Below are 11,444 nucleotides of genomic sequence, written 5' to 3' on the forward strand. Positions count from 1 at the left end.
GAGCGGGGTCGGGCCGGTGTACTGGCGGCAGCCGCAACGGGCCCACTCCTTCATTCCCGTGCCCATGCCGACCTTGCGCATGTGCTCCGCGTGACACGCCCCGGCTTTCCGGTCGTGCAGCGACAGATCGTGACCGCACCCGCACAACGCACTGGTCGCCGGGGCGTTGATGGCCTTGCCCTGAGCGGTGCGATGGCCGAAGCGGCCGACAATCCAGCCGATACCGAGCAATCCGGCACCGACGGCAAGGCTGAGCGGATCAAACATGAATCCACTATACGTACCTATATACGTATAGTTCTAGGAGTCCCACGCAATACCGCACGGGCGAACGCGAAAAGGGTTGATACCAGCACATTGTGACTTCACGAGGAATGTTCAACGTGAAACATGCGGGTTTCCAACCCTTCGGCGGCCCGGTGGAGCCGGGTTTCTAGCTCTCGTTCTTACCCGGCGGGAGCTCGCGCGGTCCGCGGTAGTCGATGGCCCGATGCTGCCGCGCCTCGAGCTCGCTCTGGTCGGGTGCGGCGGGAAGGCCGTAGCCGTGATCGATGTACTGGCCCGCCGGCAGCGCCGAGTAGCCGGGTGCGTATCCGGCGTGCTGATCCGCCACCGATGACGTGACGTGCTGGGCATACCGCGCCTGCGGGGCGCCCGGTGGCAGCTGGTATCCGCCCTGCGGCGCGTAGATCTGCTGCGGCTGCGCCGAATCCTCGGAGTCGACGGTCACCTTGCGCGTGCGGCGCAGCGTGAAGGTGATCTCCTCGGCCTCCTCGAACGCCTGTCGCACGGTGCGCAGTGGGCTGGTGGCGGTATCGATGGCATTGGCCACGAACGACGGCACCAGCGGTCGAATCCAGCGGGCGGCGGTATCGGTGAACGGCACCGTGCCGATAATCGGAAGTTCCAGTCCACCACCCTTGTTCGCGGGTGTCGGCTGCCCCGAGGCGGCCGGTGCCAGCGCGCCTCCCGTACTCCGCGGGGCGACGGCCCCGGGTGCGAGCTGGGCGGGCAGATTCGGCGACTGCGTCACGTTCCCCTCCTGATCTTCGGCCGATAGTCCGGCCGGTAGTTCGAGCGACCGCGTGTCTTGCAGTGCGGCGCGGTCGAATTCGCCCACCGCGCGGCGGCCGGAATCGGTGATGCCGATCTCCAGACCGCCGATGGCCGCGATGACGCGCTTGCGCTGCTGTTCGCGGTCGATGGCGATATCGGCGTGGCTGGCCAGTTTGGCCGTGGTGAGTTGTTGTTCGGCGCGCAGCTTTTCGACCTGGACCCGCGTTTCGGCGCGTTCGACCGCGATGGTGGTTTCGGCGGACTGTTCGACGCGGTCGGTCGCGGTGCGGAAGGCCACTCGCCGATCGAATGAGGTTTCGCCGCGCCACCAGCGCAGCAGCAGCGGCAGCAGGGCCAGCAGCGCCATCAGCAGGATGGTTCCGGTGCGCAGTGCGAGCGCACCCCCGTGTTCGGTGGTGTAGTCGTTCATGGCCACCCAGCGGGCTCCGAGGCCGCGGTCGCCCTCCGTGTAGGCGGCATCGCGTGCCTGTGTGAGGGCCGTCTCCTTATCGGCGACCCGGGTGTCGAGTGCTTCGATACGCCCCTCGGCGGTGCTCAACCGGCTCCGCGCGTCCGCGAGCATTTCGTTCGCGGTCCGCTCCTCGGGCCCACGCCCGGGCACCCCGGTAATCCGGTTCTGCGGGCATTCGGGATTCGGATTGAACTCGCAGCGCGCGGTCACCAGCGCGGCGTCGATATCGGTTTTCGCCTGGTTGATCTGCTGATCGAGGGTGATGCGATCGGCGCGGGCGGTATCGAGGTCCGCGCGGGCGGCGACCACGGTGGATACGGATTCGGTTCCGCGCCGGGCGGTCTCGTTCAGCAGCCGGTCCACGGTGCCGCCGAACAGTACGGTGCTCGCCAGCTCGGCGATCACCACACCCGCCATCGCGGCGACGCCGACGCGCACCCCGAATTCGGCGCGGCCCCGGCGGGATTCGTCGCGGGCGGGGGTCGGCGCGGTGGCCAGGGCCCGAGCGATCGCCCCGACCAGCAGGGTCGCGATCAATGCGATGAAGATGACGGCGAGCAGCGGCCAGCGCGCGGCCCCGGTGGCAATGGCGGTGACGCTGCCGGCGATGCCCGCGAACAGGGCCACCACCGCGCCGGTCAGTGCGTATCCGGACTGTTCGTGCCGGTCGGTGAGCTGGGCGTTACCCCCGCCCAACCAGGTGAGCAGCGCGCCGAACGTCTCTGCCGGGCGGGAGGTGTGGGAACTTTGGGCGGTCATGGGATCTCACATCCTCTAAGTCCCAGGGCGTTTCGGCATGGCGAAACTGTCGCTTGTTCGTTGTCTCAGCGTGACAGGCCGGGCCTGGTTCCACCGAGTGGGCCGGGAGCTATGTGGCCAGCCTCACAGCGGCGAGTTCCGGGCATGGTCAGTGCCGTCCGTCACCTCCGATCACCTCGGCAAATGTGACGTGACGCATATTCACTGTTAGCTGATGGTGTGCCAAATGGCACAGATCAGAAACGATTCCGTACGGTCGGAACGTTGCCATTCCCTGTCTTCCAGGCCGTCTCACATACCAGCCCCCCTGCCCGGAGAGTTAGCCACCTTACGTCCGGTTTATCTGAACTCATTGCGGGGAAACCTGTTTCGATGCAGGTGAGAGGCTCTTCCCCTACCCGATCCAGCCGTTCCCGCGCGCGACCCGCGCAACGACGGGCTAGTGGCGAACTCGACTGAAACGATGCCGCTCGCCTGCTTTACACTGGACAACGCGCAGGTAGTGGAGGATCGATGAAGAAGCCCAGCTAGACACTGTTATTAGTGCAACCTAAGTTGGTTGGGCTCAAGTCCTGACTTATCGTTTGCTCTTACGCCGAACGCGACAAGTTCGGCATTTCGCTCCACCAGCTGGGACCTGATCGGTACCCAGACTAAAGGGCGGAAAAGGCGCGGCAGGTAGCCAGCACGTAAGCGTTGGGTTACCGCCGAGCACTCGTATTCGACATCGATAACGGGTGAACAATTGGAGAGTTGACTGCACGGGACGACCATCAGCGCAGCTGGTCCTCGAAACGACCGGGCGCAGTCCGACGGAGGCATTCGACGAAGGCCGAAATTCTTCGAAGGCCTGTTTTTTGTGAAGGCAGAGGCATGACGCAACTTCCCGGCCACAGGTCCCCCACCGGCGGTGCCGGCTATGGGTACGGACCCCGCGGGCTCTATGATCCGGCGAACGAACACGACTCCTGTGGTGTCGCATTCGTCGTCGACATGCACGGCCGTCGCAGCCGCGACATCGTCGACAAGGCCATCACGGCCCTGCTGAACCTGGAGCACCGTGGTGCCGCAGGCGCCGAGCCCAATTCGGGCGACGGCGCGGGCATCCTGATCCAGCTGCCGGACAAGTTCTTCCGGGCAATCACGGATTTCGAGCTGCCCGCCGAGGGCTCGTACGCCTCCGGCATCGCCTTCCTCCCGCAGGCCCGCCGCGAAGCCGCGCGCGCCGCCTACGGCGTCGAGAAGATCGTCCGCGAAGAGGGCCTCGAGGTGCTCGGCTGGCGCGATGTGCCGATCGACGAATCCTCGCTGGGTGCGCTGGCGCGTGACGCCATGCCGACCTTCCGTCAGATCTTCATCGCCTCGCCCAAGGGCTCTTCCGAGCAGCTCGCCGGAATGGACCTGGAGCGGCGCGCCTACGTCGTCCGCAAGCGCATCGAGCATGAGCTCGGCAAGGCGGGCGCGGGCGAGGGTATCGGCAAGGAATCGGTGTACTTCCCGAGCCTTTCCGGTCAGACCTTCGTGTACAAGGGCATGTTCACCACCCCGCAGCTGCGCGCGTTCTACCTGGACCTCCAGGACGATCGCGTCGAGTCCGCGCTGGGAATCGTGCACTCGCGCTTCTCCACCAATACCTTCCCGTCGTGGCCGCTGGCACATCCGTTCCGCCGCGTCGCGCACAACGGTGAAATCAACACCGTCACCGGTAACGAGAACTGGATGCGCGCCCGTGAGGCGCTGCTGAAGTCCGACAAGTTCGGTACCGACTCCGAGGGCAACAACCGCCTCGAGAAGATCTTCCCGGTCTGCACCCCCGGTGCGTCCGATACCGCGCGGTTCGACGAGGTGCTGGAACTGCTGCACCTCGGTGGCCGCAGCCTGCAGCACGCCGTGCTCATGATGATTCCGGAGGCGTGGGAACGCCACGAGTCCATGAACGCTGAGCAGCGCGCCTTCTACCGCTACCACTCGTTCCTGATGGAGCCGTGGGACGGCCCGGCGTCGGTGTGCTTCTCCGACGGCACGGTCGTCGGCGCGGTGCTGGACCGCAATGGTCTGCGCCCGTCGCGTATCTGGGTGACCGATGACGGCCTGGTCGTCATGGCCTCTGAGGTCGGTGTCCTCGATATCGATCCCGCCCGCGTGGTCAAGAAGGCGCGGCTGCAGCCGGGCCGTATGTTCCTGGTCGACACCTCGCAGGGCCGCATCATCGCCGATGACGAGGTCAAGAACGAGCTGGCCAACGAGCACCCGTACCAGGAGTGGCTGGACCAGGGTCCGGTCAAGCTGAGCGATCTGGCCGACCGGCCGCACGAGCACATGTCGCACGACCGGGTGCTCATTCGCCAGCAGATCTTCGGGTACACCACCGAAGAGCTGAATATCCTGCTCGCGCCGATGGCCAAGACCGGCGGCGAAGCCCTGGGTTCGATGGGTACGGATACGCCGATCGCGGTGCTGTCCAACCGTTCCCGCATGCTGTTCGACTACTTCTCGCAGCTGTTCGCGCAGGTCACCAACCCGCCGCTGGATGCCATTCGCGAAGAGGTCGTCACCTCGCTGCGCAGCATGATCGGCCCGGAGGGCGACCTGCTGCACCCGACGGCCGACAGCTGCCGCCAGATCACGCTGACCCAGCCGATTCTGGACAATGACGAGCTGGCCAAGCTGGTCCACATCAATGACGACGGCTCGCGCCCCGAACTGCGGTCGGTCGTCGTGCACGGCCTGTACCCGGTCAAAAAGGGTGGCAAGGGTATTCGCAAGGCCATCGAGGCCGTGCAGAAGCAGGTCTCGGCGGCCATCGACGGCGGCGCGCGGATCATCGTGCTGTCCGACCGCGAATCCAACGAGAAGCTGGCGCCGATTCCGTCGCTGCTGCTGACCGCCGCCGTGCACCACCACCTGGTGCGCGAACGCACCCGCACCAAGGTCGGCCTGGTAGTGGAGGCCGGTGACGCCCGCGAGGTGCACCACATGGCCCTGCTGGTCGGCTTCGGCGCCGCCGCGATCAACCCGTACATGGCCTTCGAGTCCATCGAGGACATGCTCGAGCGCGGTGCGCTGGACCTCGGTACCGGCAGCATCGAGACCGACTTCAAGAAGGCCGTCGCCAACTACAACAAGGCCGCCGGCAAGGGTGTGCTGAAGGTGATGTCCAAGATGGGCATCTCCACCATCGCCTCCTACCGTGGCGCACAGCTGTTCCAGGTTGTCGGCCTGTCGCAGGATCTGTGCGACGAGTACTTCACCGGTCTGCGTTCGCCGCTGAACGGTATCGGTCTCGATGAGATCGCCGACGAGGTCGCGCAGCGGCACCGGCTGGCGTACCTGGAGAACCGCAATGAGCGCGCGCACCGCGAGCTCGAGGTCGGCGGCGAGTACCAGTGGCGTCGCGAGGGCGAGCTGCACCTGTTCAACCCGGACACGGTGTTCAAGCTCCAGCACGCCGCCCGCTCGGGCCAGTACTCGATCTTCAAGGAGTACACCAGGCTGGTCGACGACCAGTCCGAGCGCTTGGCCTCGCTGCGTGGCCTGTTCAAGTTCAAGTCCAAGGGCCGCAACCCGATTCCGATCGAGGAAGTCGAGCCCGCCAGCGAGATCGTGAAGCGCTTCTCGACCGGTGCGATGAGCTACGGCTCCATCTCCGCCGAGGCGCACGAAACCCTCGCGGTCGCCATGAACCGCCTCGGCGGTCGCTCCAATTCCGGTGAGGGCGGCGAGCATCCGGCCCGCTTCGAGCCGGAGGAAAACGGCGACTGGCGTCGGTCCGCGATCAAGCAGGTGGCATCGGGTCGCTTCGGTGTGACCGCGCACTACCTGACCAACTGCACCGATATCCAGATCAAGATGGCCCAGGGTGCCAAGCCCGGCGAGGGCGGCCAGCTGCCCGCGCACAAGGTGTACCCGTGGGTCGCCGAGGTCCGGCATTCGACGCCCGGTGTCGGCCTGATCTCGCCGCCGCCGCACCACGACATCTACTCCATCGAGGATCTGGCGCAGCTGATCCACGACCTGAAGAACGCGAACCCGCAGGCGCGGATTCACGTGAAACTGGTCGCGGAGCCCGGCGTCGGCACCGTCGCCGCGGGTGTATCCAAGGCGCACGCCGATGTGGTGCTCATCTCCGGCCACGACGGTGGCACCGGTGCCTCGCCGCTGACCTCGCTCAAGCACGCGGGTGGTCCGTGGGAGCTCGGCCTGGCCGAGACCCAGCAGACCCTGCTGCTCAACGGTCTGCGCGATCGGATCGTGGTGCAGGTCGACGGTCAGATGAAGACCGGCCGCGATGTCATGATCGCCGCGCTGCTGGGCGCCGAGGAGTACGGTTTCGCGACCGCTCCGCTGGTGGTCTCGGGTTGCATCATGATGCGGGTCTGCCACCTCGACACCTGCCCGGTCGGCATCGCGACGCAGAACCCCCTGCTGCGGGAACGCTTCACCGGTAAGCCGGAATTCGTCGAGAACTTCATGATGTTCATCGCCGAAGAGGTGCGTGAGCTGCTGGCGTCGCTGGGTCTGCGGACGCTCGACGAGGCCGTCGGCCGGGTCGACCTGCTCGACACCACCAAGGCCAAGGAGCACTGGAAGGCCAGCAAGCTGGATCTGTCGCCGATTCTGGACGATGTCGAAACGGCGTTCATGTACCAGGACCGTCGCCAGACCAAGACGCAGGACCACGGTCTGGATAAGGCTCTCGACAACCAGCTCATCACCCAGTCGCGGGACGCGCTGGAGCGTGGCAAGCCGGTCAAGTTCGAAACCAAGATCACGAACGTGAACCGCACCGTCGGCACCATGCTCGGCCACGAGGTGACCAAGCTGTACGGCGGCGCGGGCCTGCCCGACGACACCATCGACATCACGTTCACCGGTTCCGCCGGTAACTCGTTCGGTGCGTTCGTTCCGGCCGGTATTACGCTGCGGGTCTTCGGCGACGCCAACGACTATGTGGGCAAGGGCCTTTCGGGTGGGCGCATCGTGGTGCGGCCATCCCTGGATGCCCCGGCCGACTTCGTGGCGGAGCGCAACATCATCGCGGGCAACGTGATCCTGTTCGGTGCGACCAATGGCCAGGCGTTCATTCGCGGTGTCGTGGGTGAGCGCTTCGCGGTCCGCAACTCCGGCGCCACCACGGTCGTCGAGGGTGTGGGCGACCACGGCCTCGAGTACATGACCGGTGGCAAGGTGGTCATCCTCGGCGAGACCGGGCGCAACTTCGGCGCCGGTATGTCGGGCGGTGTGGCGTTCGTCTACAACCCGAACGGCACCTTCGAGAAGAATGTCTCGATCGACCAGGCCGACGCCATCGACGCGCTGTCCGGCGACGACTTCACCTGGCTGCACGACATTATCGAGGCCCATCGCAAGGAGACGGGTTCGGCTGTCGCCGAACGCATCCTGGGTGACTGGTCGCAGCAGGTGAATCACTTCGTCAAGGTTATGCCGCGCGAGTACAAGAAGGTCCTGCTCGCCATCTCCAACGCTGAGAAGTCCGGTCAGGATGTCGACGAAGCGATTATGGAGGCCGCTCGTGGTTAGTCACACCGGACCTTCGGGAGTGTCGACGAGGCGCTGCGACTATTCAAGGCCGCCCGTGGCTAACGTAGATCGCTGTAAGAACTTGCTGGTAGAGAATGTGTCAGGAGCTGTAAATGGGTGACGCACAGGGCTTCCTGAAGCACACGTCCCGGGAACTGCCGAAGCGTCGGCCCGTTCCGCTGCGCCTCATGGACTGGAAAGAGGTCTACGAGGAGAAGTTCCCGCACGAGACGCTGAAGAAGCAGGCCAGCCGCTGCATGGACTGCGGTATCCCGTTCTGCCACAACGGTTGCCCGCTCGGGAATCTGATTCCCGAGTGGAACGACCTGGTGTTCAAGGGTTCCTGGCGTGAGTCGATCGACCGGTTGCACGCGACCAATAACTTCCCGGAGTTCACCGGCCGCCTGTGCCCGGCTCCGTGTGAGTCCTCCTGCGTGCTCGGGATCAACCAGGATCCGGTGACCATCAAGCAGGTCGAGGTCGAGATCATCGAGAACGCCTTCGATGAGGGCTGGGTCACCCCGGTCTACCCGACTCGCCTGACCGGTAGGCGCATTGCCGTCGTCGGTTCCGGTCCGGCCGGTCTGGCCGCCGCGCAGCAGCTGACCCGCGCGGGCCACACCGTCACCGTCTTCGAGCGCGACGACCGCATCGGCGGTCTGCTGCGCTACGGCATTCCGGAATTCAAGATGGAGAAGCGCTTCATCGATCGCCGTCTCGCGCAGATGGAGGCCGAGGGCACCATCTTCAAGACCGGTGTGAATGTGGGCGTGGATATCACCGCCGAGCAGCTGCGCGAGACCTTCGACGCGGTGGTGCTCGCCGGTGGTGCGACCATCGCCCGTGACCTGCCGGTTCCGGGTCGCGACCTGGATGGCATCCACCAGGCCATGGAATTCCTGCCGCTGGCCAACCGCGTGCAGCTGGGCGACCCGATCACCGACGAGGAAGGCCTGCCCCGCATTCACGCGCGCGGCAAGAAGGTCATCATTGTCGGCGGCGGCGACACCGGCGCGGACTGCCTGGGCACCTCGCACCGTCAGGGTGCGGAGTCGGTCCACCAGTTCGAGATCATGCCGCGTCCGCCGGAGGAGCGTGCCGGTTCCACCCCGTGGCCGACCTACCCGCTCATGTACCGGGTGGCTTCGGCGCACGAGGAAGGCGGCGAGCGGCTGTTCTCCGTCAATACCGAGCGTTTCGTGGGCGAGGACGGCAAGGTCACCGGCCTGCAGGCACACGAGGTCCAGATGGTGAACGGCCGTTTCGAGAAGGTCGACGGCACCGACTTCACCCTCGAGGCCGATCTGGTGCTGCTGGCCATGGGCTTCGTCGGACCGCAGAAGAACGGTCTGCTCGAGGGTCTGGGCGTCGGCTACGACCAGCGCGGAAACGTCAAGCGCGATAACGCCTGGCAGTCCACCGTCCCCGGCGTCTTCGTCGCGGGCGATATGGGCCGCGGCCAGTCGCTCATCGTGTGGGCCATTGCCGAGGGTCGCGCCGCCGCCTCCGCGGTGGACAAGTACCTGGAGGGCGATACCGCCCTGCCGTCGCCGATCGCTCCGACGACGGTCGCCCAGCGCTGATCTTCGCGACGCCGGCCTGAACAGCTCGAAGCGCCCACGGACTCCGGTCCGTGGGCGCTTTGTTCGTTCGCGGGCTACTACTGAGGTTGAAGGCGTGATGTCGGAACAGCCCCCGTCATCCCGGCATGTATTTTGCCGGGATCCACTATTGCGGCGGTGTGGATTCCGGCCGTAAGCGCGCCGGAATGACGAAGGCGGCCGGGCGACATCGCAATGCCAACCTGTGCGTCAGCGCCTGGTGGCGATAACGCAGACGATGGTCGCGGTGGCTCCGGCGAGCAGTAGGACCGCGCTCGGGGAGCTGCGGTCGACGAGCACCCCACCCAGCAGCGCACCGACGGCGAGGGTGGCTTGGAAGGATGCGGTGAACAGCACCGACGCCGCCTGCGGGGAGTTGGGAAGGGCTTCGGCGAAACAGGTTTGGGTGGCGATCGGTACCGCACCGTAGCCGAGGCCCCACACCACCAGCAGCGCGACCGCCCCGATTTCCCACCGGCCCAGTAGCGGCAGGGCCACAGTTGCGACGGTGATCAGTGCCGCCGCGTAGGCGAGGGCGCTGCGCGGTCGGTGGGCGGCCAGGGTGCCGCCCACGAAGTTGCCGACCACACCCGCCGCCCCGTAGATCAACAGCGCGACGGTGATTGTGCGGGCGTCGATTTCGGTGACCTGCTCGAGGAAGGGGGTGATGTAGGTGTACGCACCGAAATGGGCGACGACGATGAGGACCGTTGCCAGGAGGGCGAATCGAGTGGCTGGGTGTTGGGCCGACGCGCGCAGGGAAGCGAAGCCGATCGACTCGTGAGCCGGTAGCGGCGGTAGTGCGATGAGCAGCAGGGCGAGGACTGTCGCGGCGAGAATGCCGAGCAGTACGAACGACATTCGCCAGCCGGACACACTGCCGATGAAGGTGCCCGCGGGGACACCGAGCACCGAGCCCAGCGGCACCGCCGCGAAGATCACGGAAGTGGCGCGGGCCTTCTTTTCCGGTGGGACCAGACGCGCGGCCAGACCGGCCGCGATCGACCAGTAGCCGCCGATGGTGATGCCGAGCAGGAAGCGGGATACCAGCAGCAGCCAGAACTGTGGGGCGGTCGCGGCGATCGCGTTGGCCAGCACCAGGAGCAGGGTGAAACCGCACAGCAACAGCTTCCGGTCGATCCGGGCGGCGGCGACCGTGACCAGGGGAGCGGCGACGGCGGCGATCAAGCCCGGCATGGTCATCATCAGGCCGGCCATACCGTCGGAGACGGTGAAATCGCCGCCGATCGAGGTCAAGAGGCCGATCGGCAGGATCTCGGTGGTGACGATCGAGAAGATGCCGAGGGTGACCGCGCCGACCGCGAGACCGCGCAGCAGTGGTGGTCTGGCAGTGGGGGAGACGAGTGCGGTGGACATGGGATTCAGTCCAGCAACTGCGTCGCGTGCGATCCGGCGGATTTCCGACGGCACCGTCCGCGCCCTGCGGCAGATTGCTATCGAGCCGGGTATGACCTGTGAGAGTTCTGTGGGAATGCTCTCGTTCGTGGCAGGGCGGGCCGGAGCGGGAATACGCTTCGGTCAACGATATTGCCGGGTTCGACGGAGATTCCTATGGAACCGCAATGGTGGCCCACACCGAATTCGCGCGCGGCCGATAATGATCGTGAACGGGCCGTCGAGGCGTTGAAGGTGCATTTTCAGGCCGGACGCATTCAGGCCGACGAGTTATCGGACCGAATAGGGTTGGCGCTCAACGCGCAAACGTTCGGAGATCTCAACCGCGCCATGGTGGATCTGCCGCCGGTCGGACTTCCCGTCGTGCCGATCGCCGGTCCGCCGCAGCATCTCCGAAAGCGCAATGGCCTCGGTATCGCCGCGCTGCTGTGTGGCTTCTTCGGATTCTTCTGCGGTATCCCGGCCGTCCTGGGTGTCGGGCTCGGTGTCGCTTCGCTGGTGGGTGACGGTGACAGCGATGACCGCGGGTTCGCCATCGCCGGCATTGTCATGAGCATGTTGTGGCTGGCGGCCTTCGCGATCCTGTTCACGTGAAGGCC

6 protein-coding genes are annotated in these 11,444 nt (G+C 65.9%); 3 read left to right on the top strand and 3 right to left on the bottom strand.

The window, feature by feature from the left end:
* Both NU1_RS01595 and NU1_RS01600 read right to left on the bottom strand, forming a co-directional pair.
* Positions 1-267, bottom strand: a 267-nt coding sequence (locus tag NU1_RS01595) for a hypothetical protein (protein ID WP_067516595.1), incomplete at its 3' end; no start/stop codon positions are given.
* A 166-nt stretch (positions 268-433) separates the two neighbouring features.
* Complete coding sequence (locus tag NU1_RS01600) at positions 434-2,287, bottom strand: DUF4407 domain-containing protein (RefSeq protein WP_067516597.1); 1,854 nt, start codon at positions 2,285-2,287, stop codon at positions 434-436.
* 873 nt (positions 2,288-3,160) lie between these two features.
* Between NU1_RS01600 and gltB the strand changes: the two genes are divergently transcribed.
* Both gltB and NU1_RS01610 read left to right on the top strand, forming a co-directional pair.
* On the top strand, positions 3,161-7,828 hold the full coding sequence (gltB, locus tag NU1_RS01605) for a glutamate synthase large subunit (protein ID WP_067516599.1): 4,668 nt from the start codon (positions 3,161-3,163) through the stop codon (positions 7,826-7,828).
* A gap of 113 nt (positions 7,829-7,941) precedes the next feature.
* Complete coding sequence (locus NU1_RS01610; protein WP_067516601.1) at positions 7,942-9,411, top strand: glutamate synthase subunit beta; 1,470 nt, start codon at positions 7,942-7,944, stop codon at positions 9,409-9,411.
* Between the two features lie 228 nt (positions 9,412-9,639).
* On the opposite strand, the gene NU1_RS01615 is transcribed toward NU1_RS01610, so the two are convergent.
* On the bottom strand, positions 9,640-10,806 hold the full coding sequence (locus NU1_RS01615; protein ID WP_157551934.1) for an MFS transporter: 1,167 nt from the start codon (positions 10,804-10,806) through the stop codon (positions 9,640-9,642).
* Between the two features lie 195 nt (positions 10,807-11,001).
* Here NU1_RS01615 and NU1_RS01620 point away from each other — a divergent pair, with 195 nt between their 5' ends.
* Entirely contained in the window at positions 11,002-11,439 is a 438-nt protein-coding gene (locus tag NU1_RS01620; RefSeq protein ID WP_067516603.1) for a DUF1707 and DUF4190 domain-containing protein, read from the top strand.
* Positions 11,440-11,444 lie beyond the last annotated feature (5 nt).

It is taken from the genome of Nocardia uniformis NBRC 13702 (assembly GCF_001613345.1).
Taxonomy (GTDB): Bacteria; Actinomycetota; Actinomycetes; order Mycobacteriales; family Mycobacteriaceae; genus Nocardia; species Nocardia uniformis.